Origin of the sequence: Microbacterium sp. LWO14-1.2 (assembly GCF_038397715.1) — a bacterium.
GTDB lineage: Bacteria > Actinomycetota > Actinomycetes > Actinomycetales > Microbacteriaceae > Microbacterium.
Genome location: NZ_CP151633.1, coordinates 556,951 through 582,281 on the forward strand (window position 1 = coordinate 556,951; position 25,331 = coordinate 582,281).

Annotated in this window: 22 protein-coding genes; 7 read left to right on the forward strand and 15 right to left on the reverse strand. The window is 67.5% G+C overall.

The window, feature by feature from the left end; translation table 11 throughout:
- Positions 1-71 precede the first annotated feature (71 nt).
- Both MRBLWO14_RS02795 and MRBLWO14_RS02800 read left to right on the forward strand, forming a co-directional pair.
- Positions 72-1,151 (forward strand): glycosyltransferase family 2 protein, encoded by a 1,080-nt coding sequence (locus MRBLWO14_RS02795; RefSeq protein ID WP_341934955.1) that lies wholly within the window; start codon positions 72-74, stop codon positions 1,149-1,151.
- Between the two features lie 26 nt (positions 1,152-1,177).
- Positions 1,178-2,260, forward strand: coding sequence for a glycosyltransferase (locus tag MRBLWO14_RS02800; RefSeq protein ID WP_341934956.1), 1,083 nt, complete (start codon positions 1,178-1,180; stop codon positions 2,258-2,260).
- A gap of 26 nt (positions 2,261-2,286) precedes the next feature.
- On the opposite strand, the gene MRBLWO14_RS02805 is transcribed toward MRBLWO14_RS02800, so the two are convergent.
- From MRBLWO14_RS02805 to MRBLWO14_RS02820, 4 genes are read right to left on the reverse strand one after another with little or no spacing between them, the layout of a single operon-like run.
- A complete protein-coding gene (locus MRBLWO14_RS02805; RefSeq protein WP_341934957.1) occupies positions 2,287-4,080 on the reverse strand; it encodes an ABC transporter ATP-binding protein in 1,794 nt (597 codons plus the stop codon).
- Positions 4,081-4,083: 3 nt separating this feature from the next.
- Positions 4,084-5,079: a Gfo/Idh/MocA family oxidoreductase gene (locus MRBLWO14_RS02810; protein WP_341934958.1), complete on the reverse strand. Its 996-nt coding sequence runs from the start codon at positions 5,077-5,079 to the stop codon at positions 4,084-4,086.
- Positions 5,079-6,176 carry a DegT/DnrJ/EryC1/StrS family aminotransferase gene (locus MRBLWO14_RS02815; protein ID WP_341934959.1) on the reverse strand — a complete coding sequence of 366 codons (1,098 nt, stop codon included), beginning with the start codon at positions 6,174-6,176 and terminating at the stop codon, positions 5,079-5,081. The genes MRBLWO14_RS02810 and MRBLWO14_RS02815 overlap by 1 nt, the downstream gene beginning before the upstream one ends.
- Complete coding sequence (locus tag MRBLWO14_RS02820) at positions 6,173-6,784, reverse strand: DapH/DapD/GlmU-related protein (protein WP_341934960.1); 612 nt, start codon at positions 6,782-6,784, stop codon at positions 6,173-6,175. Before MRBLWO14_RS02820 ends, MRBLWO14_RS02815 begins: the two co-directional genes overlap by 4 nt.
- A gap of 79 nt (positions 6,785-6,863) precedes the next feature.
- Between MRBLWO14_RS02820 and MRBLWO14_RS02825 the strand changes: the two genes are divergently transcribed.
- Positions 6,864-7,550 (forward strand): glycosyltransferase family 2 protein, encoded by a 687-nt coding sequence (locus MRBLWO14_RS02825; RefSeq protein ID WP_341934961.1) that lies wholly within the window; start codon positions 6,864-6,866, stop codon positions 7,548-7,550.
- A 5-nt stretch (positions 7,551-7,555) separates the two neighbouring features.
- Positions 7,556-7,939, forward strand: a complete 384-nt coding sequence (locus tag MRBLWO14_RS02830; protein ID WP_341936145.1) for a DUF2304 domain-containing protein — start codon at positions 7,556-7,558, stop codon at positions 7,937-7,939.
- A gap of 13 nt (positions 7,940-7,952) precedes the next feature.
- Here the strand turns inward: MRBLWO14_RS02830 and MRBLWO14_RS02835 are convergent, their stop codons facing one another.
- The 5 genes from MRBLWO14_RS02835 to MRBLWO14_RS02855 all read right to left on the reverse strand — a co-directional run bounded on the left by MRBLWO14_RS02835 (position 7,953) and on the right by MRBLWO14_RS02855 (position 15,272).
- The gene (locus MRBLWO14_RS02835) at positions 7,953-9,902 is read right to left on the reverse strand and encodes a DUF6541 family protein (RefSeq protein WP_341934962.1); all 1,950 of its coding nucleotides are present in this window, start codon (positions 9,900-9,902) and stop codon (positions 7,953-7,955) included.
- Complete coding sequence (locus MRBLWO14_RS02840) at positions 9,899-10,636, reverse strand: ABC transporter ATP-binding protein (protein ID WP_341934963.1); 738 nt, start codon at positions 10,634-10,636, stop codon at positions 9,899-9,901. Before MRBLWO14_RS02840 ends, MRBLWO14_RS02835 begins: the two co-directional genes overlap by 4 nt.
- Complete coding sequence (locus MRBLWO14_RS02845; protein ID WP_341936146.1) at positions 10,633-11,463, reverse strand: ABC transporter permease; 831 nt, start codon at positions 11,461-11,463, stop codon at positions 10,633-10,635. Before MRBLWO14_RS02845 ends, MRBLWO14_RS02840 begins: the two co-directional genes overlap by 4 nt.
- Positions 11,464-11,631: 168 nt before the next feature.
- On the reverse strand, positions 11,632-14,247 hold the full coding sequence (locus MRBLWO14_RS02850; RefSeq protein WP_341934964.1) for a VCBS repeat-containing protein: 2,616 nt from the start codon (positions 14,245-14,247) through the stop codon (positions 11,632-11,634).
- Positions 14,199-15,272 carry a glycosyltransferase gene (locus MRBLWO14_RS02855; RefSeq protein ID WP_341934965.1) on the reverse strand — a complete coding sequence of 358 codons (1,074 nt, stop codon included), beginning with the start codon at positions 15,270-15,272 and terminating at the stop codon, positions 14,199-14,201. Before MRBLWO14_RS02855 ends, MRBLWO14_RS02850 begins: the two co-directional genes overlap by 49 nt.
- 84 nt (positions 15,273-15,356) lie before the next feature.
- Between MRBLWO14_RS02855 and MRBLWO14_RS02860 the strand changes: the two genes are divergently transcribed.
- Positions 15,357-17,120, forward strand: a complete 1,764-nt coding sequence (locus MRBLWO14_RS02860) for a DUF4012 domain-containing protein (RefSeq protein ID WP_341934966.1) — start codon at positions 15,357-15,359, stop codon at positions 17,118-17,120.
- 143 nt (positions 17,121-17,263) lie between these two features.
- A complete protein-coding gene (locus MRBLWO14_RS02865; RefSeq protein ID WP_341934967.1) occupies positions 17,264-17,872 on the forward strand; it encodes a hypothetical protein in 609 nt (202 codons plus the stop codon).
- A 364-nt stretch (positions 17,873-18,236) separates the two neighbouring features.
- On the opposite strand, the gene MRBLWO14_RS02870 is transcribed toward MRBLWO14_RS02865, so the two are convergent.
- The 6 genes from MRBLWO14_RS02870 to MRBLWO14_RS02895 form a co-directional block, all read right to left on the reverse strand.
- Complete coding sequence (locus MRBLWO14_RS02870) at positions 18,237-19,637, reverse strand: LCP family protein (protein ID WP_341934968.1); 1,401 nt, start codon at positions 19,635-19,637, stop codon at positions 18,237-18,239.
- A 50-nt stretch (positions 19,638-19,687) separates the two neighbouring features.
- Positions 19,688-20,155, reverse strand: a complete 468-nt coding sequence (purE, locus tag MRBLWO14_RS02875; RefSeq protein ID WP_251586432.1) for a 5-(carboxyamino)imidazole ribonucleotide mutase — start codon at positions 20,153-20,155, stop codon at positions 19,688-19,690.
- A 120-nt stretch (positions 20,156-20,275) separates the two neighbouring features.
- Positions 20,276-21,400, reverse strand: a complete 1,125-nt coding sequence (locus MRBLWO14_RS02880) for a 5-(carboxyamino)imidazole ribonucleotide synthase (protein WP_341934969.1) — start codon at positions 21,398-21,400, stop codon at positions 20,276-20,278.
- Positions 21,401-21,474: 74 nt separating this feature from the next.
- Positions 21,475-22,029 carry a PH domain-containing protein gene (locus tag MRBLWO14_RS02885; RefSeq protein WP_341934970.1) on the reverse strand — a complete coding sequence of 185 codons (555 nt, stop codon included), beginning with the start codon at positions 22,027-22,029 and terminating at the stop codon, positions 21,475-21,477.
- Positions 22,030-22,083: 54 nt separating this feature from the next.
- Positions 22,084-22,857, reverse strand: a complete 774-nt coding sequence (locus MRBLWO14_RS02890) for a biotin--[acetyl-CoA-carboxylase] ligase (RefSeq protein WP_341934971.1) — start codon at positions 22,855-22,857, stop codon at positions 22,084-22,086.
- Complete coding sequence (locus tag MRBLWO14_RS02895; protein WP_341934972.1) at positions 22,857-24,137, reverse strand: CDP-glycerol glycerophosphotransferase family protein; 1,281 nt, start codon at positions 24,135-24,137, stop codon at positions 22,857-22,859. The genes MRBLWO14_RS02890 and MRBLWO14_RS02895 overlap by 1 nt, the downstream gene beginning before the upstream one ends.
- A gap of 148 nt (positions 24,138-24,285) precedes the next feature.
- Between MRBLWO14_RS02895 and MRBLWO14_RS02900 the strand changes: the two genes are divergently transcribed.
- Positions 24,286-25,311: a glycosyltransferase gene (locus MRBLWO14_RS02900; RefSeq protein WP_341936147.1), complete on the forward strand. Its 1,026-nt coding sequence runs from the start codon at positions 24,286-24,288 to the stop codon at positions 25,309-25,311.
- Positions 25,312-25,331: the final 20 nt, after the last annotated feature.

The window sequence follows — 25,331 nt, forward strand, 5'->3', positions numbered from 1 at the left end:
GTACTGGTGGTCTCCGGTCTTCGGTCCACCGCGCGTCTGGCGCCGCGCCGACCGAAAACTAGACTGGACCTGTGACCCCGCCCGATGTCGACGTCATCATCCCCGTACACACCCGCACCCGTCCCGTCCTGCGTGCTGTGCGTTCAGTGCTCGATGCGACGGATGCCGATGTGCGCGTCACGGTGATCGCGCACAACATCAGTCGCGAGGCGATCATCGGGAACCTCGAACCGGTGGTCGAAGATCCGCGACTACGCGTCCTGCACCTCGAGGACAGAATCCCTTCGCCGTCCGGACCCATGAACCTCGGCCTGGATAGGGCGACAGCTCCCTTCGTCAGCTTCCTCGGATCGGACGACGAACTGGCTCCGGGAGCCATCGACTCCTGGCTCACCATCGCACGGGAGACCGGGGCCTCCACCGTCATGGCACGCATCGACCGCCTTGAGAGCGGGACCGATCGCTACCCGCCTGTCCGTGCCGGCCGCACGAAGAATCTGCACCCGGCCAAGGATCGCCTCGCCTATCGGTCGGCGCCGCTCGGACTCATCTCCCGGTCGCACCACCCCGACCTGCGGTTCACTCCGAATCTGCATTCGGGCGAGGATCTCGAGTTCACGGCGGTGTTGTGGTTCACGGGCCGCAGGGTTGCCTATGCTGCGACGGGACCCGGTTACATCGGTCATGAGGACGAGCACGATCGGGTGACGCACGTCGCCCGCTCCGTGACCGACGACTTCGCGTTCCTCGATACCACGATCGATGCGCCGTGGTTCCCCCGTCTGCCTCGCAATCAGAGGGTCGCGTTCGGGGTCAAGGTCCTTCGCCTGCATCTGTTCGATGCCATCTACCATCGACTGCAGGGACCAGGAGGGATAATCTCCCATCAGAACGAGATCGATGCCGTGATCCGCCGCATCGATCTCGCCGCGCCCGGTTCGGTGGCGCTCTTGGCGCGTGTCGAGCGGCGCATCATCGACGAAGTCCGCTCGTCGGCGCCTGATGCTGACCGTATCAGGCAGTTGCTCGCCGCTCGATGGGAGGGTGGTCCGCTGGGAACACTCGTCACCCGCAACCCGCTGCTGTCCCTGCATGCGCAGGGCCCCTATCGAACTCTGCGGGCCACAGTGGCACCCAGCCGCGATTCGTGACGTGCCTGAGCGAGTAGCATCGATCCGTGCCCGCTTTTGACGTCGACCTGACCATCGCCGTTCATTCGGCGACCCGACCGATAGCCCGCGCAGTGACCTCCGTGATAGACCGGAACCGCGCGCGGATCCGCGTCAATGTCGTCGCCCACAACATCGACCCCGAGATCATCCGCGCGAACCTCGGCGACCTCGCCGAACATCCCGACGTGCGGCTCCTCGAACTGCACGATGGCGTGCGCTCCCCCGCCAACCCGATGAACTTCGGCCTCGCGCACTCGCAGGCGCCTTTCGTCTCGGTCATGGGGTCCGATGACGAGCTCGAACCCGGCGCGGTCGACTCCTGGCTTGCACTCCAGGCCGAAACCGGCGCCTCGACGGTCATCGCGCGCATCCGTATCGTCGGCCGGAGCAATGACCCCTACCCACCGGTACGAAACGGCCGGCGGACGCGCGACCTCGATCCTCGCAAAGACCGTCTCGCGTACCGCAGCGCTCCGTTGGGCCTGGTCGATCGCCGTCGCTTCCCCTCACTCCGCTTCACAGAGGGACTCCCTTCCGGAGAGGATCTCGCGTACTCCGCAACGTTGTGGTTCACCGGCGAGCACATCGCATACGACCTCACCGGCCCCGCATACGTCGTAAACGACGACGCTGATGACCGCGTCACATTCTCGGCACGCAGCGTGTCGGAGGATTTTGCGTTTCTCGATGCGATCGAAGCCACCGAGTGGTTTCCCCGCCTGGCACGCAGGGCGCGTAGCGCTTTGCTGATCAAGGTGCTTCGTGTTCATTTCTTCGACGCCGTCCTCGCCCGGATGAGGTCCGAACCGGGACTCCTCGCGCACCGGGATGATCTCGTCGATGTGGTCGCCCGCGCCGAACGTCTCGCACCGGGTGTCACCGCCCTTCTCGCTCGCGTCGACCGGGACGTGATCGATGAGCTACGTTCGGACGCTCCTGACGAGGCGCGAATCCTCCATCTGCTGGACGCGCGATGGAACTATCGCACGGTCGGTGCACTCGTGACGCGGAACCCTTTCCTCGTCGCACATCGACAGGCGCCCCTCCGCACCCTCTTCGCGGGGATGCGGGCGATGACCGCCGGCTGACCGTTCGCCGTGATGGCTCCGTCTCCTCAGCCCAAATCCTTCGCGAGTCCGGCCAGTACGACCTGTTCTGCGAACGCCGGCAGAGTCGCGGCGACTTCGAGGAACGTACCGGAAGCAGCGATGCGCCCCTCGTCGACGTAACAGATGCGGTCGTAATCCTTGATCGTGGAGAGACGATGCGCGACCGAGATCAGGGTGACCTCGCCCTGGAGCGCCCGAATCGACTTCGTGACATCGTCTTCGGTCTTGGTGTCGAGCGAACTCGTCGCTTCATCGAGGACGAGTACCAACGGGTCGGTGTAAAGGGCGCGAGCGATGCCGAGACGCTGCTGCTGTCCGCCGGAGAGCGATACACCCCGCTCCCCGATGCGTTCGTGGATACCTCCCTCGCGAGAGCGGATCAGGGAACCCAACTGTGCGCGCTCGAGCGCGTGGAGGACGCGCGCCTCGTCGATCTCGTCGTTCCAGGTGAGCGCGACGTTCTGTGCGATACTGCCATCGAACAACGCGACGCGCTGAGGCACATAACCGACCCGTCCGCGCCACTGGCGAAGAACCGAGCCGAGAGGCTGGCCGTCTATGGTTATCTGACCCTGCGAAGCCTGGCTGAGACCGAGAAGAAGATCGATAAGGGTCGACTTTCCTGCGCCAGAAGGGCCGACGATTCCCAGCGAGCTGCCCAGCGGTATCGACAGGGACATGCCTCGAATGACGTCTTCCGAAGCGCTCGGGTAGCGGAATCGCACGTCCTGAAGTCTGAGCTCGCGCGGGTTATCCGCGAGTAGCGCCGTGTCCTCAGGAGCCTGCGAGGTCGCCATGTCCTTTTCCGCGGACGTCAGGTCGCCGATCACGTCCAGCGCGGCGGGCGTGCTCGCGACAGCCTGAACGATACCCCCCTGAATGCCCGTGATGGCCGGGATCAGTCGGAACCCAGTTGCGGCGAAGAGCGCAACCGACGACAGCGCAGCAGTGACTCCTCCCTGGGCGAAGGAGAAGCCACCGATGAGGATGACTCCGCCGATGAGCGCCGCCTCGAACGCGAAGCCTGGAATGATCCCGAGGAAGGATCCATTCGCTCGGGCCCGCACCGAACGGTTGCGGTTCGCGGTGACGAGATCGGACACCTCGGAGAGGCGGTTCCGAAGACTGAGCTCTTTGAGTGCCTCCATCATCTCGGTCATCAGGATCGCGACCCGATAGCTGTAGTTCAGGTTGACCTGCGCGGCCTCGAGCGAGCGCCTCGTGACCACCTGGTGCACGATCAGGGCGACGACGCCGAGGTAGACGAACGCGATGATCGCCGTCCACGGGTCTGCCACCAGGAGCACCACGATGATGAGCACGAACGTGAAGATCATGCTCGGAACGCGCATGAGCGGCAGGAGGAACCCCGCCATGGTGTTGGCGATGCCTCCGTCGGCGATGCGAGTGATCTCCGCGACCGATCGCTTTGAGCGCTCCTCCCAACTCGAGTTGATATAGGCCTTGAACATCCGGTCCCCGATCTCGAGCTCGTACGAGGCGAACCGTCGAGTGGCGAACCAGTGCAGAGAGATCGAGAGAACGGACTTCAAGATGATCAGCAGACAGGCGCCGAGCGCGAGAAGCGGAATCATCTCGGTCGCTACCTCGCCGATGATCGGCAGGCTCAAGGTCCCGCCTGAGAGCGCGGGGCCGATGATGAGTGCCAGCAATGACATCGCGACGACGTCGAGGCCAGTGATGACCGTCGTGGCCACCATGTAACCCATGAAGTACCGGCGCGCGCCCTGGGGCAGCAACGGGAGAAGGTCCCGCAGGACCGGCCAGATGCGCTTCATCGTCTAGGACGCCGCGAACGACGTCGACGAGCCGGTCCGAGCGGATGCGATCGCACCCTCGACGACTTCAAGGGTCCGCAGCCCCTGCTCCATCGTCACGACGTGGTTCGGCTTGCCGAGGACGGCGTCCCGGAACGCCTCGTGCTCGACCTTCAGCGGCTCGCGCTTGGCGAAGGAGAACCGCGTGATGTCGCCTTCGGAGACGCCGCGGAACGCGAGCATGGACTCCCACTCGAGAGGAATCGTCCCGTTGGCGTAGAACGTCAGGTCGCCCGTCGCTGTGTCCGCGATGAACGTGCCGCGATCGCCGGTCACGACCGTGACGCGCTCCTTCATCGGCGACAGCCAATTCACCAGGTGGTTCACGATGACACCGTTTGCCAATCGGCCGGTGACCGTGATCATGTCCTCGAACTCACGACCGCTCTTGTGTGCGGTCTGGGCGAACACGGTCGTGTAATCGCTCTGAACGACCCAACTGGTCAGGTCGATGTCGTGCGATGCGAGATCTTTCGCCACGCCCACATCGGCAATGCGCGCCGGGAACGTGCTCTGGCGGCGCGTCGCGATCTGGTACACGTCGCCGAGCTCGCCAGCCTCGAGGCGACGGCGCATCTCCTGCAGTGCGGGGTTGAAGCGCTCGACGTGGCCGACCGCGCCGACCAGTCCCTTCGCCGCGAAGGCGTCGGTCATCCGGCGGCCCGCCTCGACGGAGTGCGCGATGGGCTTCTCGACCAGGGTGTGCACCCCGGCGTCGGCGAGCTTGAGCGCCGCGTCCTCGTGGAAAGCCGTGGGAACCGCGACCACAGCGATGTCGATGCCCGCTGCGATCAGGGACTCGATGTCGGGGAGGATCTCGAGATCCCCGGCGACGTTGTGCGGGTCCCCGCCCGGGTCGGCGATCGCGACGAGGTCGATGCCCTCGACGTCACGGAGGACGCGGGCGTGGTTGCGCCCCATCATGCCGACGCCGAGCAGGCCGGCGCGCAGAGCGGCCATCAGGCGCCCGCTCCGGCGACGGTGTTCACCGCGGCGACGATGCGCTCGAGGTCGTCGCGGCTGAGCGACGGATGCACCGGCAGCGAGACGACCTCGCGCGCGGCGCGCTCGGTCTCGGGCAGATCGAGCCCAGGGGCGAAGTGCGTGAGCGAGGGTAGGCGGTGGTTCGGGATGGGGTAATAGACGCCGGCTCCCACGTTGTGCTCGCTCTTGAGCGCGGCCACGAAGCCGTCACGATCCTCTGGTACGCGCACCGTGTACTGGTGGTACACGTGCACCGCGCCGTCGGCGACCGGCGGCACCACGACGCCCCGCAGGTTGGCGTCGAGGTAGGCGGCGTTCTCCTGGCGAGTCTTCGTCCACGCGTCGACCTTCGTCAGCTGGACGCGGCCGATGGCGGCGTGGATGTCCGTCATACGAGCGTTGAAGCCGATGACCTCGTTCTCGTACTGGCGCTCCATGCCCTGGTTGCGCAGCAGCTTGACGCGACGTGCGATCTCGTCGGTGGCGGTGGTGACCATGCCGCCCTCGCCGCTCGTCATGTTCTTCGTCGGGTACAGGCTGAACATCGCGAACTCGCCGAACGAGCCGACCGGACGGCCGTCGAGCGACGCACCGTGCGCCTGAGCTGCATCTTCGTAGAGAGCGACGCCGCGCTCGGCGGCGAGAGCCTCGAGCTCACGCATCCGCGCCGGGTGTCCGTACAGGTGGACGGGGAGGATGCCCTTGGTGCGCGGGGTGATCGCCGCAGCGACCGCCTCCGGGTCGAGCGAGAACGTATCTGGCTCGATGTCGACGAAGACGGGCGTACCACCTGTGAGAGCGACGGAGTTGCCCGTCGCGGCGAATGTGAAGGACGGGACGATCACCTCGTCGCCCGCGCCGACGCCGGCCGCGAGGAGGCCGAGGTGCAGACCGGCGGTGCCGGAGTTCACGGCCACCGACGGGCGACCGGGAACGAAGTGCGCCGAGAACTCCTGCTCGAAGGCGGCGACCTCGGGGCCCTGCGCGACCATGCCGCTGCGGAGCACGCGATCCACGGCCTCGCGCTCTTCGTCGCCGATGATGGGCTTTGCGGGGGGAATGAACTCGCTCACGCGATCTCCTTGCTCAGTGTTCCGTCAGTCTCGATGTAGCGGTCGCCCGTCGTCGGGCAGACCCAGGTCTTGTCGTCGTCTCCGGCCGCCAGAGGCACACCCGACTCGCCGACCCAGCCGATGCGGCGCGCGGGGACGCCTGCGACGAGAGCGTAGGCGGGGACGTCCTTCACCACGACGGCACCGGCGGCGACAGTAGCCCAGGCGCCGATCGTCACCGGCGCGACACACGTGGAGCGTGCGCCGATGGCCGCTCCTCGTTCGATGGTGACGCCGACGGGCTCCCAGTCGTGTGCGCTCTTGATCGTGCCGTCCGCGTTGATCGCGCGCGGGTAGGTGTCGTTCGTCAGAACCACGGCGGGGCCGATGAACACGCCGTCGGCGAGCTTCGCGGGCTCGTACACGAGTGCGTAGTTCTGCACCTTGCAGTTGTCCCCCATCTCGACACCGGTGCCGACATAGGCGCCGCGGCCGATGATGCAGTTCTCACCGAGGCGAGCCCCCTCACGGACCTGGGCCAGATGCCAGATCGAGCTTCCGGAGCCGATCGTCGCCTCGGGTGACACATCTGCGGAATCGACGATTCGCACACCGGCCGGTGAGCCCATACGGGTATCTCCTCGCAACAGGGAATGGGATGGGACCATCCTATCTGCTCGGTGTCGGGATTCCTGAGAGGATAGAGGCGTGACAAGCCCCAGCATCCCCGATCCCCACACCTGGATCGTCGTCCCGCTGTACAACGAAGCCACGGTGATCGGCGGCGTGATCCGAGGGCTCCTCCCCTTCTTCCCGCACGTGGTGTGCATCGACGACGGCTCCACCGACGGCTCGGCCGAGGAGGCGCGTCAAGCCGGCGCGATCGTGATCGAGCACCCGATCAACCTCGGCCAGGGGGCTGCACTGCAGACCGGCCTCGACTACGCGGTGTCACGTCCGGAGTGCGAGTACATCGTGACTTTCGACGCCGATGGCCAGCACCGGGTCGAGGATGCGCGAGACATGGTCGCGGCAGCCCGTGAGGCGGGTGCCGCGATCGTCTTCGGCTCTCGCTTCCTCGACGACCGCACCAAACCGGGCTGGATCAAGCGGGTCATCCTGAAGACGGCCGTATGGGTCACGAACCTCACGACGAGCATCAAGCTCACCGACGCGCACAACGGGCTGCGCGTGATCCGGAGGGACGCCGCCGCGCAGATCCAGCTCAAGCAGGATCGGATGGCGCACGCGACCGAGATCGTGCTCCAGCTCGGACACACCGGACTCCCCTGGATCGAGCATCCGGTCGAGCTCCTCTACACCGACTATTCGAAATCGAAGGGCCAATCGGTGCTCAACTCCGTCAACATCCTCGTCGACCTGGTCGTCCGGTGACCACCATGTGGATCCAGATCCTGCTCATCGTCGGCGTCGTCGCGATCGGCGCGTTCTTCATGCGTCGCACGGGCGCCGACAGCCACCTCGCCATCCGGAGGCTGCTGTTCGGCGTCTTCGTGCTCGCGGCGGTGCTGTCGATCCTCTTCCCCCAGTGGCTGACCTGGGTGGCTAACCTGATCGGAGTCGGTCGAGGGACCGACCTGCTTCTGTACGCGCTGATCCTGATGTTCCTGGCTTTCGTGTACACGCAGTCGCGCCGGAACGCTGCACAGCAGCAGCGGCTCACCCTCCTCGCGCGGAAGCTGGCCCTGCTGCAGGCGACCGACTCGGAGCCCGCGGACGCGACGGAGGCACCGGAGCGCTCTCCCGACGCCCCGAGCGCCTGAGGCGATCGACCCTTCAGGCGCAGGCGGTGATGCGCCAGAGACTCGCGTCTCCCTCTCGTGCGACCTCCTCGAAACCGGGACGACCATCGAAATCGGTCATACCGGGCATGATGTACTCGCCGGGACGCGTTCCGCCGATTCCGAAGTCCAGCACGTACTCAGGGGCTCCGTAGGCGGCGAGAGCGTCGCACACCTCGGCCTCCTCCCCCGCGTCGCGGAGGCCGAGAGCGATCACATCCCAGGCCTGTGACTGCGGAGGCGACCACGTCCGCGGAATGATGTCGCGGTCCCCCAGTACGTAAGCGAACGCGGCGCCGGTCGATGGGTTCGCGATGAGCACAGCATCCTCGGGCAGGAGATCGGGCAGTTTGACCAGGAGGCCGTACTCGTCGCGTGACAGGTAGCTGCTTCCGTCGATGGCGTAGCGCGACTGCTTGTCGGTCTCCGCCCCGACGCGGAGCAGGACGACCGGCTCGATGGCGACGGAGATCGTGCCGAGGACGGCGGTTACCGCGACGGCGACCGCGGTCAGTCCGCAGCCACGCCCGGAGGTCAGCCGCCAGCGACGCGCCGCCAGCCATCGGATCAGGCCGTCGACACCGATCACCGCGAGCGGGATCACGACGATCGGAACGACCGACGCGAGCCGGAAGGAGTCTCCGTACCAGGGGCCGGTCAGTGCTCGCTTGATCACCGGGAGATCGGTGCCCACGGCCACGACGTACAGCATGGACACGATGACCCAGGATGCCACGAGCCACATGAGACGGCGATCGCGGACCGCGATGACGAGACCGACCACCATCAGTGCGCTGAGCAGCGGCGCAGCGGGCAGGAGGGAGTGGCTGTTCAGCAGCACATCGAGGGCGGCACCGGGCACACCCCGGTAGGACCGCCACAGGACGGCCCCAGCGAGGTAGGCGAGCGCGGCCCACAACAGCGCCAACGCGAGCCACCCCGCGATCAGCAGCACGATGATGGAGGGCCGGGGGCGTCCGGCTACACCGAGGGCCGTGGCGCCCGTGCCCCAGAGCATCACCAGCAGACCCCATACGAGGATGCTCGACGGCTGCGAGAGCGCGACCGCGCTCAGGCCCAGCACGACGATGGCGACAGGTGCCGCACTGGCGGCGAGACGACGGCGGCCGTTCTCGCCGATCCACGTCCGGCACACCGTCACGGTCGCTGCGACGACGGCCGGAAGGACAGCGAGCGACAGCGCATAGGGATAGAGAACACCCCACTCGAACATGAGCTGTGGGAACGCCAGAAGCCCCGCCGACAGGGCCGCAGCCAGAGCGACGATCCGTGCGCTGTCACGTACGACCACCCGGGTCAGGAATGCGATGCCCAGCGGCCACACGACCGCGGCGATCACGAGCGCCACCATGTTCACGGCGACAGGGATCACCTCGACGTCGACCGCTACGAGCGAAGCCACTGCATGCCAGGCGGCCGGGTAGAACGACGAAGCACCGATGAGGCCGGACACATCGAGCGACGACGCAGATCCGGTCTCGGCGATCCAACGGAGCGCATTCAGATGGAACACGGCGTCGTTCGTCTGCGAGATCGCCCCCGGCAGCCCGATGTAGGTCATGAGGCGCGCGGCGTTGAGACCGCCGCCGACGATGAGTCCGGCGGCGATGAGCAATCGCGCGGTGGGCCTCGAGCGCAGCCGTCGTTGCGGCGGTCCGGCAGGGCGGGCGAGCCGTCCGAGGAGCCACGTCGGCGCGGCGAGCACGAGGATGCCGAGCGCTGCGCTCAGGTGGTTCCATCGCACCGAGAGCAGCGGCAGCACCACCGCGATCAGTGCGAGCGCGCCGACGGAGATCGCGGGTGCGAGAGCCCATAGCGCGAGACCCCGCAGTCGCGCCAGCGCGCCGAGCAGGAGGCCCGGCGCGAAAAGCACGACGACTGCGAGCGCGAAGAGGCCGCTCTGCGCCACCCAGTCGAGGATCATTCGTCCACCAGGGCGATGGCGCCCTCGACCTCACCGTCGTAGATGACCTCGCCCTTGTTGATCACCACACCTCGGGTGCACAGCTCGCGCACCATCTCCATGTCGTGGCTGACGACGACAAGCGTCTTCTTCTGCGCGATGAGCTCCTGGAACTTCAGACGGCACTTCTCCCGGAACGGCGCATCGCCCACCGAGAGGATCTCGTCGACCAGGAGCACGTCCAGCTCGACGTGGATGGCCACCGAGAACGCGAGGCGCATGAACATGCCCGAGGAGTAGTGCTTGACCTCCTGGTCGATGAACTGCTCGATCTCGCTGAAGGCGACGATCTCGTCGTAGCGCTCTTCCACCTCTTTGCGCTGCATGCCGAGGATCGCCGCATTGAGGAAGACGTTCTCGCGTCCGGAGAGCTCAGGGTGAAAGCCTGCGCCGACCTCGATGAGCCCGGCGACCCGGCCGCGCGTGAGCACCTGGCCGTCGTCCGGCTCCATGACGCCCGAGATGAGCTTGAGGAGGGTCGACTTGCCCGATCCGTTGAAGCCGAGGATCGCGACTGACTCCCCCTCGTTGATCACGAGGTCGAGCCCCTTGAGCGCCTCGAAGGTACTGCTCGTCTTACGACGGCGGATCCACGCCACCACGGTGTCCTTGAGGGACAGCGCGTGGTTCAGGGTGAACTTCTTGCGGACGCCGTCGATGATGATACTCGGGCGCGTGGTCGTGGCGGTGCTCATAGGTCTTGCGCAAACCTTCCCTCGAGGCGTCGGAAGACGAACTGGCCCAGCAAGAGCGTGCCGATGGCGATCAGCGCCGCCCAGAGCGTGTTCCAGCCGAGGTTCGGCGGCAGCTCCATCGTGACCTGCGTCACCGGACGCCAGAATGCGTAGTGGAAGAGCTCGACACCCTGCGTGATGGGGTTCAGCAAGTACAGTTCCATGACCCAGTCCGGCCAGCCGAGCTTGCCGATCGCGTCCTGCACCATGGTCCAGGCGTACAGCACCGGCGACGCCCACGTCGCGAGAAGGAGAAGGAGCTCGACGATGTTCTCGGCGTCGCGGAAGCGGACGTTGATGGCACCGAAGAACAAGCCGAGCCCCAGCGCGAAGACGGCGACGATGAGCATCCCCGCGATCGCTGCTCCGATGCCGAGGAGCGTGACGCCGGGGATCCAGCCGAGGAAGAGGCAGACGATCAGCAGCAGTGCGAGCTGAGGCAGGAAGTGGATGAAGGCGACGAACACGGCCGAAACAGCGAACAACTGCCGCGGCAGGAAGACCTTGCGGACGAGCGGGGCATTGTTGACGATCGAGGTCGTCGCATTCTTGAACGCCTCCGAGAAGAGGTTGATGACGACGATGCCCGAGAACAGGTAGATCGGATAGTTCTGAATGTCGCGGTTGAGGCTCAGGAAGAGCCCGAGAACCACCCAGAAGACGAGGAACTGCGCGCCCGGTCGCACGTACGACCAGGTCCAGCCGAGCACCGAGTTGCGGTACCGCGTGGTGACGCCCGTCTGCACCAGCAGGTAGAGCAGATAGCGCCAGCGCACGACATCGATCAGGCCACGGCTCTTGCCGGGGACTTCGAAGTCGGAACGCGGGACGACGGCGAAAAGATCTCGGGTATCTGTCACTGGCCCACTCATTCAGCAGCGGCGGCGGTCGCCGCAACGCACTTAGTATCCTACGGGTCGCTGAGGAAGCGCCGCAGACAGCCCGCCTTCCGCTGATCAGCCGATCGCGACGAGGCCGTTCCACCCGGTTCCGATGATCGAGGAACTCGCCCAGCCGCCCACGCCGTTGCCCCGATACAGGTACAGCTCCCCGGTAGCCGTCCGCGCGACGACATCCGGAGCCCCGTTCCTGTCGAAGTCTCCGACTCCGACTACCGACGTGAATGAACCCCAGCCATAGCCGATGGCTCGAGGCGTGCCCCAGCCACCGTTACCGTTCGTCGGGTAGAGGACCAGGCTGGAGTCCGCACCGCGGACGATCAGGTCGCCCTTTCCATCACCGTCGAAATCGCCCGCATTGAACGCCAGACCAACGCTCCCCCAGCCGTAGCCGATAGGAGTGCCGGTGCCGATCCAACCGCCCTTCCCGTCTCCTCGGTAGAGCATGAGCTGACCGGCTGAGTCACGACCGAGGACATCGGGGAGACGGTCCCCGTCGTAGTCGAGACCGCCGACGACGAGATCGATCGTGTGCCACCCGTTGCCGATGGTCACCCCCGCACCATAGCCTCCGGAAGCGACCCCCGGATACATCAGGAACGCGCCGTCAGCGGTGATGCGACCGATGTCCATCATCCCATCGCCGTTGAAGTCGCCGAGATTGATCATGCGGTCGCCCTGGACCCAACCCGACCCGACCTGCTGTACGCCCTTCCAGCCCCCGGAGCCGTTGCCTCGATAGGCGTGAAGTGTTCCTTGCGCACTCAGTGCCAAGACATCGGGGGCGCCGTCCTTGTCCACGTCCCCTGCGCCGGCAGGAAGGGAGCGGGACTGCACGACCGCGGAGCTGCTGCCCCCGAGCGCAGAGAGTGAGTACCAGCCGTTTCCCACCATCGCGCTGGCACCGAGCGCGCCTGCACCGTTACCCCGGTAGAGCCAGAGATCCCCGGCCGCCGTGCGCGCGAGGATATCGTCGACGCCGTCTCCATCGAAGTCACCGGGACTGAAGATGGACGTCATGCCGCCCCAGCCCTGACCGAGCTGCAGCTGGCTGATCCACCCGCTTGCGCCATTTCCGTAAAAGGCCCAGAGGCGGCCGCTCCCGTCTCGTCCGAGGAGATCGGGCCTACCGTCGCCGTTGAGATCGACGTTTCCGATGAGAACGTTGAACCCCGACCATCCCCAACCGATTCGAACTGCGGGACGGAGCCCACCCCGGTCGTCACCCCGCCAGAGCATGAGGTTTCCTGCGGCGTCGGTGGTGATGACATCCGGGATGCCGTCTCCATCGATATCGCCGGCAGAGGTCGAGAGAACGACTCCGCTCCAGTCGATGCCAAGGTCGCGGGCATCGCTGTAGGCGCTTCCCGTGCCCTTCAAGGCGAGGACTCGCGATCCCTGGCGCACCAGCAGGTCGCGGCTGCCCGTTCCCGACAGGTCCTCGACCAACATGGAAGCGGTCGAGTTTCCGAGGCCGCTTGCGAGCTGCTTACGCTCGCCCCATCCGGCCTTTGCGAACGGGTAACCCCACATGGTTCCCGCAGAATCGATACCCACGACGTAGGCAGAGGAGTTGACAGAGCTCAGCGTGGGCACCGAAGGGACCTGAGTGGACCCGAACCAGTCCGTGAAGTAGTTGTAGAAGTTGCGGTTGCCGTGGGACGAGCAGCTGTCGCCGAGACCGTACCCCGCAGCGAGCGAGGCGGCATTCGGCTGATACGGCGTGTAGTAGTAGAGCGCGGATGTGGCTTTATTGGCCACGTACACGGGAGCACTCCCGCACACGTTCGTGTAGACGCCGTTGACCTTCACCGGGTCGCGCCAGAGGATGTTCCACGTCTTGCCCGGGGCGTAGTACGTGAAGTAGCGACCCTCCATGTAGATCTGCATCTGACGGGCCGCACCGTAGATCTGATGGAAGAAGCCGACGTAGGCCGGATCACAGGCGACACCGCCGTCCGGGCATCCCTGCCCCAGGGCCGCGGAGTATCTGTTGCCGCTCGGCCAGGTGTGCGTCACCAGGCTCTGCTCCTTCTGGAGCATGACGATGAGCACCTGCGGGTTGATCCCGCAGGACTGAGCGACGCGATAGATGATGCGAGCCGCCGACTCGTTCGGCGCGCCGGTGTAGCCGTCGCAGTAGCGGTCGGCCGGACGATTCACCGAGGTGATCGAGTAGTCCTTGAGGCAGATGATCGGACCGTACTGGTCGGACCCACCGAGGCAGCGCGAGACCTTGCTGTTGAAGAAGGCCTGGATCTGCGCTTCCGTCATGGTGTCCTTCGCCGTGAACACCGCGTCGCTGATCATGTTGCCCGGGTTGAAACCGACCAGCGTCGTCTTGACGTCGCGCGACTGCACGATTCCGGTACCCGCGGTCAACGCCGAAGCGGAGGCAGAGGGAAGAAGCACACCGACCACGAGAGCCGTCACTGCGGCGAAGGTGGCGAGGATTCGGGTCGTCCTCATGGTGTTTCGAGAGCGTGGGGCACGTCGAGACATGTGACCAGTGTGACGGAAGTTACGTGATGATGCCACTGTTGCAAGAAATCCGCAGATTTCGATCGGCGTGTCTTTGAACGCACAGGCTTCGTTCAGCGCACTTCGAGGCGACGCACAGCGCTCTACAGGTCGGCGTGCAGCCCCCAGACGCGTTCTCCTGCTCCATGCCAAGAGAAGGCGCGCGAGCGGTCGGCGGCCAGCACGCTGAGGCGTCGCGCGCCGGATCCCGTCGCGTCCACCACCGCATCCTCGATGTCGTCCTCGGCGACGAGAGCGCCGCCATCCGCGACGACATCACGATGCACTCCTGTGTCGAGTGCGACGACCGGGACACCCAGCGTCATGGCTTCGACCGCGCGCCACGGCCACGCCGCGACGTCGTCCGTCGCGACGAAGGCCGCGGCACCGGCGAGAACAGCGGCCCGATCCTCGGCGGAAAGGGCGGAGCGGATGCGGGCACGCGACTCGGGGAGTCCTGACGCGGCCGCGATCTCCGCCAGTTTGGGCTCCGCGCCCTCTGCTGCATCGAGCACCACGGCATCCGCGCCGGCGGCGAGCGCCGCTCGGAAACCCGCCTCGATGGTCGCGGGTCGTCCGGTGACCACGATGTAGCGGTCGGGGATGGTCAGGGTCGCACGGCGTTGCGCCGCGTCGAGCGGGACGACGAATCCCGTGGGCGCCGCTCCGGGGATGACCCGGATCCTCTCCCCCAGCTTCGCGATCTCCGCGAGCCGCGCCCCGATCGTGTGCGTGGGCACGACGACGGCGTCCGCGTGCTTGGCGGCGCGCTTGAGCATCGCGCGATTCCAGGAGACCGCGGATTTCGCCAGTGTCTCCGGGGCATCCCATGCCCTCAGGTCCCACAGCGTGACGGTCGTCTGATCGTTGTCGTGCACCCGGTCATGCCGCACGAGCGGCGCCATCAGCGACGCGGAATGGATGAGGCCGCCCCCGATCCCTGGCGCGATCCCCATCTGCCAGGATGCCGCGAGCTCCCGCCGCGCGAGCGACAGCCGGTGCACGCCGGACAGCCCCGGCACCGTGACCTCGCCCTGAGCGGGGACGATCGCTTCGACGTCGCATCCTGACGGCGCCGTGTCGACGAGAGCACGTGTCAGGTCGAGCGCCGCCCAGGCCTGGTCCTGATCGACGACGTGCACCAGTTGATCCAGAACGACACGCAACCGAGCACCCATGTGACCAGCGTAATCTCCGGGCCCGCCGAATCTCGGAGGCGGCGCGGAGCGACGGTGATATGCAGCGCATGCTTGAATGCAGGGGTGAGTGACGGACGCCTGCCGGTACGTCGCCGATGGTTGCGGTGGACCGTCGGCGTGATCCTGACCCTTCTCGTGCTCGCGATCGGGTGGGTGACGATACGCGGCATCGGTGCGGTCAGCGACCTGCAGCGGGTGTCGACGTCGTCGTCTCAGCTGAAGGCGGCGATCGGAGAGGGCGATCTCGAGAAGGCGACCAGGCTCTCCGACCGCATCGCCCATCACGCGGAGTCCGCTCACGGACTCACCTCCGACCCCGTGTGGCACGCGTTCGGCGTGCTGCCCTGGATCGGCCCGAACTTCTCGGCCGTCAGCGACGTCGCCGAGATCGCAGACGAGGTCGCGTCGGACGCCCTCGTCCCCGTCCTCGATGTCGCAGGCAGGCTCGACCTCGCGAGCCTCGGGTTCTCCGGGGGGCGGATCGACCTCACGCCCTTCGCCACGATCGAGCCACCCCTGGCCGACGCCGCCGCCACGCTGAGCGCCGCCGAGGAGCGCGCGCTCGCCATCGACGCGGATGCGACGCTCCCTCCTCTGGCCGATGCGGTCGGCGAGATGCGCTCGGCCGTCACGCAGGCGGCGACGGTCGTGGGTTCGCTGCACGGCGCGGCAGCGCTGCTGCCCAGCATGCTCGGCGCGGAGGGCCCGAGGAACTACGTGATCGCGATGCAGAACAATGCGGAACTGCGCTCGTCGGGCGGCATCATCGGGGCGATCGCTCTCCTGCACGCGGAGAACGGGCAGATCTCGCTGCTGCAGCAGGCGTCGACGATGGACTTCCCCGCCCTGACCGAGTCGCTCCCCCTCAGCGAGTCGTCGGTCGCGCTGTTCGAGGACCGCCCCGGTCGCTACCTGCAGAACATCACCAACATCCCCGACTTCACGGAGGCAGGCCCGCTCGTCGCCGCCCGCTGGCAGCAGCGCTTCGGCACGCCGGTCGACGGAGTGATCGCTGTGGATGCCGTGATGACCGAGAACCTGCTCGCAGCGACGGGACCTCTTGCCTTCGGGCCGTTCACGGTGACGGAGGACGACGTCGTGAGTCTGCTCCTCTCCGGGATCTACACCGCCGTTCCCGATCCGGCGGCGCAGGACCAGGTCTTCGCGCAGGCCGCAGGGGCGCTGTTCGGGGCCGCACTCTCCGGGACCGATCCGAAGGCTCTGGTCGCCGCTCTCGCGACATCGGCCGACCAGGATCGCATCCGCATCTGGAGCGCTCACGAGGACGAGGAGGAACTGCTGGCCGGGACCGCCCTCGGCGGCGCGCTCCCCCGCGACGACGCGACCAGTCACGTCGGAGTGCTCTTCAACGACACCACCGGCGCCAAGATGGACTACTACACGGATGCCGTCATCACGACGTCCCTCGGCACGTGCGAGGGCCACCCGACCACGCGGGTCCGGGTGACGTGGACGAACGACGCACCCGCGGATGCCGCGACGTCTCTGCCTTCCTACGTGACGGGCGCCGGAGCGTTCGGCGTCGAACCCGGTTCCGTCCGCACCTTGATCGCGGTGTACGGCCCGGAGGGCGCGACGCCGTCGCGCGTCGAGCAGGAGGGCGGCGGCGCGGACAACGTCCAGACAGCGCTGCTCGGAACGCGCTCGATCGTCCAGCACGAGGTGCTCCTCGCCCCCGGCGAGTCGGCCACCATCACCGTGGACTTCCAGGGCACGGGCGCGGGAAACCGCCTGACCGACGTCGAGCACACACCGATGATCCGGAATCCCGAAATGTCTCGTGAAGAACTTGTCTGCGGATCGTGACTTCCGTCAGACCGTGATGTAGTCTCTTGTCCACTGGGGAATAACTGGGTTCACCAATCCTGTCGTGGGGACAGGAGGAACCCACGCAATCGGATGCAGGGGTGTGTCCGGATGCGATTCCGCGTGAATTTCTGGGGAGAATCATGCTGAAGAAACTGGCTGCCATCAGCCTGACCGCTGGCGCACTGGTGCTCATGGCACCCGCTGTCGCCTCCGCCGCGACGGTCGTGCCGACCGCTTCCGATTCGTACGCGGACACGCCGCGCGTCTCGGTCGATGACCCGGTCATCAACTCCTGCGGCGCGTCCACCATCGAGTTCGCCGCCGGCTACTACCAGCCGTCCGAGGTTCTCGGTGTATCGGTCTCTGGCGCGAACGCCGCTGACGCGGCCGTGTCGGGGAACACCGCCGCTGCCGACGGCAGCCTGGTCGTGTCGTTCCGTCCGCCCGCTGGTGGCGAAGGCACGTACGCGATCACCTTCGACCGGTCGCAGGGTGCCGCCGGGGCCACGGCCCAGGGCGCATCGTCCTACACGGCTCGTGTCACGGTGTCCGGCGGAGCCGTCGTCGGCTCGAGCTGCCACCACGACCCGGCTGCCGCCGGCACAGAGCTGGCTCTCACGGGCGACGGACTCGAGCTGGCCCTCACCGGTGGCAGCGTGTCGCCGTGGCTGCTCGGTGCAGGTGCCGCTGCGCTCATCGGTGGAGGCGCCCTCGTCGCCACCGGGATCGTTCGCCGCAAGCGCGCCTGATCGCTCACGTACGCGCGCACCTTGACGCGCGCGTGCCGAGATCAGATTCCCGCCCTGCGGGAATCGACTGGGCGACGGTGATCCCTCCCCCTCCGATCACCGTCGCCTGGCGAATCCGGTCCTGAACCGGAAAGGCCCACGGCCGCCCCTCTCACTTCCGGGAGGTGGCCGTGGGCTTATTCGTGCGCCCGCTGGCCGTGGGGCTCACCTCATGCGCACGGTGGCCGTGGGGCACCTCGTGCGCCCGGCGGCCGTGAGCGTACTCGTGCGCACGGCCGCCATCACGATTACTCAGGCGCCCGGTGGCCGGGGCTTGTTCGTGCGCCCGGTGCTGATTCCCGACCGATCGCCTCAGGAGCCGGACTCAGGGAGCAGGCGTCGGAGTGGGTGTCGGCGGGTGCAGCGTCTGCTGGATGAGCTCGTGGATGTAGGCGTAATCGGGCGAGTGCTCGTCGATGCCGTTGTCCGGAGTGAGCTCGATGGTGGTGACCGTCTGCTCCTTCGCCTTCGTCATCAGGTCGAAGAACTCCGGCAGTTTGTCCTGAGGGAGGTCGGTGCTGATGAGCGCCGTCCCCGCCGCCGCGACCTCGTTGAACCGGGTCAGCACCGTCTGCGGGGTGAACTGCGCGAGGATCGCCTCCTGCAGCTCACGCTGACGCTTCATCCGATCCCAGTCGCTGGTCGTGTACCGCGAACGCGCGTACCACTGCGCGGTATCGCCGTCCATGTGCTGCTGCCCCGGCTCGATCCAGCCGATCGCCCACGCATCGACGTCATGCGGGTCCACGCCATCGGGCGGTCCGCCCTTCGGCAGTCGCTCCGTGACATTGATGTCCACACCGCCGAGCGCGTCGACGAGGGCGGCGAAGCCGTGCATGTCGACGAACACGTAGTACGGGATCTCGATGCCGAGCACACCTTCCGCGGCATCCTTCGTCGCCTCGATACCGGGATCGGAGCCGTGAGCAGCCGCATCCGGGTACAGGCTCTTGCCGCCGTCTTCGCGGCAGATCTCCGCGGCGTTGCGAACGTGGTTCATCCACCCGTTCCAGCCGCAGGAGTTCGAGCTGTGCCCCTCGAAGCCGTTCGGGTAGAGCGCCTGCATCGGGCTGCCCTCGCTGAACGGCGCGTTCGGCAGCTCGCGCGGGATACCCGTGATCGTGACCGCCCCGGTATCGGCGTTCACCGAGACCACGGAGATGCTGTCGAACCGCATCGAATCGCGGCCGTCGCCGCTGTCCGCTCCGAGGAGGAGGATGTTGTAGTACCCGTCGCTCGGCGGCAGGCTCGGCCCGCTCTGACCGAAGATCGTCGAGATGGTGTTCCGCGCCGAGCCCACGATGGTCGATGCGTAGGCGGTCGAACCCCCGACGAGCCCGAGGATCAGGAGGGCGACGAGCGGGATCGCGAACTTCGATGGTCCCGGAATTCGCACCAGCCTCACGACGCGCAGCGCGTCGAACGTCAGCACGATCCACAGCACGATGTACGCGATGAGCAGCACCTGGACGATCGTGAGAACCGCGGCGGAGATCCATCCGCCACCGACCGTGAGCCAGAGGAAGACCGGGCGGGCGAACAGCGCCAACCCCACCGCGACGACCACGAGGAGCCACGACAGCAGCGTCGCTCCCAGACCGAAGCGCCCGAGCTTCCTGTTCCCGGCGACCACCTGCGCAGAACCGGGGATGAGAACGTTCAGGAGAACGACCCACCACCCGCGCTTGGTCATCATGCCGGCATCCGCGGTATCCGGATTCCGCATCGGGCGCGTCTCGATCAGGGGTCGCGCCGCACCACGCGGCGGCGCGAGGGTCACAGCGAGCCCTTCAGCCGCTCGTTCTTCTCCTCGACCTGCGCTTCGAGGTCGAGTGCATATGCCTCGACGCGATCGGCGAGATCGTCGTCGGACGAGCCGAGGATCCGCACCGCGAGGAGTCCGGCGTTCTTCGCCCCGCCGATCGAGACCGTGGCCACGGGGATGCCGGCGGGCATCTGCACGATCGACAGCAGCGAGTCCATGCCGTCGAGGTAGGCGAGCGGGACAGGGACGCCGATGACGGGCAGCGCGGTCATCGAGGCGAGCATGCCAGGCAGATGAGCCGCGCCGCCGGCGCCGGCGATGATCACCCGGATGCCGCGGCCGCGCGCCTCGCGGGCGTACTGCATGAGCTTGTCGGGGGTGCGATGAGCCGAGACGACCTCGACCTCGTGCGGGATCCCGAAGTCGCTGAGCGCCTGGGATGCGTCGCTCATCACGCGCCAGTCCGAGTCGGAACCCATGACGACGCCGACCAGCGGAGCGGCAGAGGAGTGCAGTGGCTCAGTCACCCACTCAGGCTACGGTCTGCGGCTGTGAGATCCCCCGAACGGCACGCGAGGAACGTCGAGCCGCTGCAGCTCTCACTCGAAGTGCGCTGCCGCCGCCCTGGCGACGTACACGACGTCGTCGAGATCGTCGCCCGAGACGTTCACGTGGCCCACCTTGCGGCCGGGACGCGGATCCTTGCCGTAGGTGTGGATCTTCGCAGACGGGTGCTCGACCATGGCGCTGGCGAAACGCTCCCCGATCGTGCCCTCCTGGGGGCCGCCGAGGATGTTGATCATGACCGACCACGGCGACCGGGGAGTCGGGTCGCCGAGCGGCAGGTCGGCGACGGCACGGAGGTGCTGCTCGAACTGGCCCGTCACCGCTCCGTCCTGGCTCCAATGGCCGCTGTTGTGGGGGCGCATGGCGAGCTCGTTCACGAGGATCCGCTCGTCGTCGGTCTCGAAGAGCTCGACCGCGAGCATGCCGGTGACGCCCAGACCTTCGGCGATCTGTCGCCCGATGCCCTCGGCCACCTGCACGAGGCGCTCGGCGGCGGCCGGCGCCGGGGCGATGACCTCGGCGCACACGCCGTCGCGTTGCACGGTCTCGACGACGGGATACGCGACCACATCGCCGCTCGGACGCCTCGCCACCTGCTGAGCGAGTTCGCGGACGAAACCGACGAGCTCCTCCACGAGCAACGCCTCGCCGTCGGCGAGCGCCTCAAACCAGTCCTGCGCCTCGCCCGCCGCACGCACCACGCGTACGCCCTTGCCGTCATAGCCGCCGCGAGGAGTCTTGACCACTCCCCGACCGTCGTGCGCGTCGAGGAAGGCCTGGAGCTCGGAGGCGTCGCGCACCGGCGCCCAGTCGGGCTGGGGAACGCCCAGTTCGGCGAGCCGCGCGCGCATCACGAGCTTGTCCTGCGCGAACTGCAGGGCATCCGGTCCCGGATGCACCTCGACCCCTTCGGCGACGAGCGCCCGGAGGACCTCCTGCGGCACGTGCTCATGGTCGAATGTGACGACGTCGACGTCCTTCACGAACGCCCTGACCGTGTCGAGGTCGCGGTAGTCCCCGACGGCTGTGGCCGCGAGCTGGGCCGACATGCCCTCGCTCTCCGCAAACACCCGCAGATCGAGCCCGAGTTCGACCGCCGGAGCGATCATCATCCTGGCCAGCTGGCCTCCACCGATCACGCCCACGCGCAGCGCCATGTGCCGCCTCCATTCGTCGGGACCATTCTTCCGCATCCGCGCGAGGCTCGTTCACACGAGTACGGGGCAGCCGCTCAGAAGGTCGGCGTCCCGTCCTGCACGGACTGCGCGTCGCGGTGCGCCAGGATCTGGCTGACCTCGATCTGGTCGGCAAGGGTCTCGTGCACCAGCCTCACGTTCGGCACGTTCGCGAGGCGGAGCGGTGCATCGACGCCGTTCGAGAGAGTGATCGTCCCCGCTCCCCACAGCCTCTGCAGGGCGCCGCGTCGGACACCGATCGTGTATCCCCTGGCGTGCGACATCTCCTGCCTGTTCCGCGCGCCGACGCCGTGATGCACGATCACGCGCCGGGTCGTCACGGTGACGGTGCGAGACCACCACACGATCCACGGCACCACGACGAGCAGGAGGATCAGGGCGCCCGCGGCGCTCAGCAGCATCCAGTTCTCGAACGGCTCGGGGAGGTTGTCGAAGAAGTATCCCGTGCCGCCGAAGACCACGATGAGCACGAGAGCCGACCACGTCAGCCGACGCGCGTGACCGCGGAAGCGGGCGATGAGCAGTTCCTCCGACGGCACGCCGGGAGGCGGCATCGTCGGCCGACCGCCGAGGGTCACGGGCTGGGTCACCCCTCCATTGTGCCCGCCATCACGGACAAACCCGCTCTCCCGTGACTCCGCGTGTCAGGGCTGGGCCGGGCGGACGTGCACGACGTCTCCCGCCGACACCGCATGCGTCTCCTGGCCCGCGCGCACGACCAGGCGTCCGTCCTCGTCGATGGTCTCGGCCCTGCCCTCGAGGAACCGGTCCCCCGGCAGCGACACGCGCACGTCGAGACCGAGCGTCACGCACCGCTCGACGGCGGCGGCATGCAGACCGCTCGACACCGCGTCGCCGGATTCCGCGAGCGCCTCGATCGATGCCGACAGCCGCTCGAGGTAGGTCGCGAGCAGACGGTCGACGTCGACGGTCGCTCCCAGCACGGCGAAGGACGTCGCCGTGGGAACCGGCAGCTCGGCCTCCGTCATCGCGGTGTTCACGCCGCTTCCGACGATCACGGCGTCACCGGTCGCCTCGGCGAGGATGCCGCAGATCTTGCGCCCGTCGACGAGCACGTCGTTCGGCCACTTCACCGCGACGGTGCGGTCTGGGAGCTGCGCGGCGACAGCATCCGTCATCGCCACACCCGCCGCGAGCGGGATCCAGCCGCGCGCCTCCGGGTCGTCGGGGAGACGACACAGCACGACGGACACAGCGAGCGCCGATCCGGCGGGGGCGGACCAGGTGCGGTCGAGACGGCCGCGTCCCGCGGTCTGATTCGCGGTGAGGAGCATGGACAAGTGCGGCCAGCCGTCGGCATCCGCCGATAGCACCCGCAGCGCCGCATTGGTCGACCCGACTTCCTCGAGCTCTTCGACTCGGGACGAGACCTCGCGGGTGCGCTGCAGATCCATCATCAGATCTCCTCGTCCGCCTCGTCGTCATCGTCGTCCTCGTCACCGCGCACGGCGCCGATCTCGCGTGCCTGCCACTCGTCCCACTCCGTCATGAGCCGCTCGATCGCCGCGTGGAACTTCGCGGTCGCGACACCCGGTGTCGTGTCGCCGAAGTAGTGCTGCACCCACATGCGCAGACGAGCGGTCGCCGCCTCGTCGGCACGGACCCTCTCGACGTGGGCGAGGATGTCGGCCGCGGCGTCCGCATCGAGCCATTCGCAGTCCGAGAGGTAGCCGCTCGTGTCGACCTCCGCGCGCTCGTCGACGGGTCGCGTGATCATCAGGGGCTTGCCCACCGCCAGGCGGTCGTAGACCATCGCCGAGATGTCGACCACGGCGACGTCGGCCGCCGCGAGCTGCCACCCGAGTTCAGGACCGTCGTCGTAGACGTGCTGCGCACCGGGATCGGCACTGTTCGCGGCGGAGATCGCCGCGAGGATCCGACGATGCGCGGCACCGTACTCCGGGTCGACGACACCGCTGCGCGGGTGCGGACGATAGATCAGACGGTGCTTGCCCGACGCCAGCACCGCCGCGGCGAGCGCCTCGCCGTGCGAGGCGATGGAGCCGTAGTGGGCACTCGGGCGGTCGCCCTCCCAGGTCGGGGCGTAGAGCACGACCGTCCGGTCGTCGGCGGTGTAGGGCAGGGCTCCCGAGTAGTGGTCGGCCTGCGGACGCCCGATCTCGATGGTCCGGCGGTCGATGTCGTAGTCCCAGAGCGTTCGCGCGAGCCTGTCGCGGGCCGCTTGACCGGCGACCAGCGCATAGTCGTACGCCTTGTACTGGTTCGTGGTCATGTACATCTTGTCGGACTCGCCGTGGTTGATGAACACGTGCCACCGGCGGCCGTACCGGAACATCTGAAAGTTGCGGGTGTTCTGGTTGACGTAGAGGACGACGCGGATGTCCTGCGTCGAGACGAAGCGCTCCAGATCCCTGACGGTCGGCACGAAGGCCACGGGCGGGCCGTCCTCGTCGAGGAGTCTGTCGGCGCCGGTCGCCGCCCGGGAGAGCACCACGACGGGCCAGCGCTTCGAGAGCTCGAGGAGCGGCCGATACCACTGGCGCATCTGGTACATGTTCACGTCGCCGTCGGCGAAGTACACGGCCACCTGATAGTGGCCGGCCGGGTGCGGATCGCGCTCGGCGAGCCGGCGACGAACCCTCTGCACGGCCTTCCGGGAGGCCAGCGCGCGCTTCAGCAGTCGGTAGGCCTTCTTCGCATCGGAGAGTGCACCCATCCCTCCAGGATACCGAGTGGCGTCGGCCCGCCCTGACGTGCCGAGGTCCCGGACGGCGACGCATCAGGGAACGGTCGAGCGCTCGTGCCATGATCATGGTGTGCCAGACAGAGACGACGACGCCACAGGGGCAGGGGTGTCGTTCGTCATGCCCGTGCTGAACGAACGCGACTATCTCGAGCACGCCGTCGGCTCGGTGCTCTCGCAGGAGCTGTCGGTACCGGCCGAGCTCGTGCTCGCCCTGGGCCCGTCGAGCGACGGGACGACGGAGCTCGCTCAGCGCCTCGCCGCCGCAGACGACCGGATCCGCCTCGTCGACAACCCCGAAGCCCACATCCCGGTCGGCCTCAACGCAGCGATCCGCGCCAGCCGCTACGACACCATCATCCGGGTCGACGCGCACTCCGAGCTGTCGCCCGGGTACGCCGCGCGCGCTCTCGCCACCCTCGAGCGCACCGGTGCCGCCAACGTCGGCGGCGTCATGCGCGCCGACGGCCGCACACCCTTCCAGAAAGCCGTCGCCCGGCTCTACAACTCCCCCGTGGGTCTCGGCGGCGGCGCCTACCACGGCGGGACGCAGGAGGGAGAGGCAGAGTCCGCCTATCTCGGCGTGATGCGTCGGGCGGTCGTCGAAGAGGTCGGCCTCTTCGACGAGTCCATCCGTCGCGGCGAGGACTGGGAGCTCAACCTCCGCATCCGCCAGGCCGGTCACCTCGTGTGGTTCGACCCCCGGCTGTCGGTGACCTACTGGCCCCGGGAGAGCTGGATCCGCCTCGCACGGCAGTTCCGTGCGACCGGCGCCTGGCGGGGCGAGCTCGTCCGCCGGTTCGGGCGCCGCAACGGCATCCGCTTCTTCGCCCCGCCGGCGCTCGTCGCGATCGTCGCCGCGGCCGTCGTCCTCGCCGTGCTGCAGCTGACGGGCGTCGTCGGCCAAGTGCTCTCGTGGGTGCTCTCCGCACTGCTGTACCTGCCGCTGCTCGTCTACGTGTTGCTCGTGCTCGCGGTCGCGGCGCTGCCGGGCGGTGGCGGGCCGCGTCAGCGGATGTGGACGGCGATCGTGATGCCGACCATGCACCTCTCCTGGGGCATCGGGTTCCTCGGCGGTGTGCTGCGCGGTGCGCGCGACACCGTCGACGCCTCGCGACTGGGCACCAGGAACACGCCTCTCCCCTGACGGACGCGTCCGCGACCGGG

Bases quoted from the DNA above. Each gene is read 5' to 3' on its own strand.
- MRBLWO14_RS02805 (WP_341934957.1), bottom strand. From the start codon at position 4,080: ATGAAGCGCATCTGGCCGGTCCTGCGGGACCTTCTCCCGTTGCTGCCC.
- MRBLWO14_RS02810 (WP_341934958.1), bottom strand. From the start codon at position 5,079: ATGGCCGCTCTGCGCGCCGGCCTGCTCGGCGTCGGCATGATGGGGCGC.
- MRBLWO14_RS02820 (WP_341934960.1), bottom strand. From the start codon at position 6,784: ATGGGCTCACCGGCCGGTGTGCGAATCGTCGATTCCGCAGATGTGTCA.
- MRBLWO14_RS02830 (WP_341936145.1), top strand. From the start codon at position 7,556: ATGTGGATCCAGATCCTGCTCATCGTCGGCGTCGTCGCGATCGGCGCG.
- MRBLWO14_RS02835 (WP_341934962.1), bottom strand. From the start codon at position 9,902: ATGATCCTCGACTGGGTGGCGCAGAGCGGCCTCTTCGCGCTCGCAGTC.
- MRBLWO14_RS02840 (WP_341934963.1), bottom strand. From the start codon at position 10,636: ATGAGCACCGCCACGACCACGCGCCCGAGTATCATCATCGACGGCGTC.
- MRBLWO14_RS02855 (WP_341934965.1), bottom strand. From the start codon at position 15,272: ATGGGTGCTCGGTTGCGTGTCGTTCTGGATCAACTGGTGCACGTCGTC.
- MRBLWO14_RS02865 (WP_341934967.1), top strand. From the start codon at position 17,264: ATGCTGAAGAAACTGGCTGCCATCAGCCTGACCGCTGGCGCACTGGTG.
- MRBLWO14_RS02870 (WP_341934968.1), bottom strand. From the start codon at position 19,637: ATGCGGAATCCGGATACCGCGGATGCCGGCATGATGACCAAGCGCGGG.
- purE (WP_251586432.1), bottom strand. From the start codon at position 20,155: ATGGGTTCCGACTCGGACTGGCGCGTGATGAGCGACGCATCCCAGGCG.
- MRBLWO14_RS02880 (WP_341934969.1), bottom strand. From the start codon at position 21,400: ATGGCGCTGCGCGTGGGCGTGATCGGTGGAGGCCAGCTGGCCAGGATG.
- MRBLWO14_RS02890 (WP_341934971.1), bottom strand. From the start codon at position 22,857: ATGATGGATCTGCAGCGCACCCGCGAGGTCTCGTCCCGAGTCGAAGAG.
- MRBLWO14_RS02895 (WP_341934972.1), bottom strand. From the start codon at position 24,137: ATGGGTGCACTCTCCGATGCGAAGAAGGCCTACCGACTGCTGAAGCGC.
- MRBLWO14_RS02900 (WP_341936147.1), top strand. From the start codon at position 24,286: ATGCCCGTGCTGAACGAACGCGACTATCTCGAGCACGCCGTCGGCTCG.